The organism is Pseudoalteromonas sp. RB2-MNA-CIBAN-0110, from assembly GCF_040309305.1.
Classification (GTDB): domain Bacteria; phylum Pseudomonadota; class Gammaproteobacteria; order Enterobacterales; family Alteromonadaceae; genus Pseudoalteromonas; species Pseudoalteromonas arctica.
The window spans coordinates 1-257 of record NZ_JBEOOQ010000230.1; the positions used below are offsets into that span (position 1 = coordinate 1).

General features: G+C 42.8%; 1 protein-coding gene. It reads left to right on the forward strand.

Going from position 1 to position 257, the window contains the following annotated elements; genetic code table 11:
- Positions 1 to 257, forward strand: a 257-nt coding sequence (locus AAEY68_RS21290) for an asparagine synthase-related protein (protein ID WP_350586854.1), incomplete at both ends; no start/stop codon positions are given.

Genomic DNA, 257 nt, shown 5'->3' on the forward strand with positions numbered 1-257 from the left:
GCTTGGTGGCCTAAACTGCATTCCTTTTCGGTGGGTTTAGAAGGCTCCCCCGATTTAGCCGCAGCGCAAAAAGTAGCTGATATGATAGGGACTATTCACCACCCTATTATCTTTACTATTCAACAAGGTATTGATGCACTTAAAGAAGTGATTTACCACATTGAAACTTACGATGTAACCACCATTCGTGCATCAACCCCAATGTACTTAATGGCCCGTCAAATTAAAGCCATGGGTATAAAAATGGTGCTCTCAGG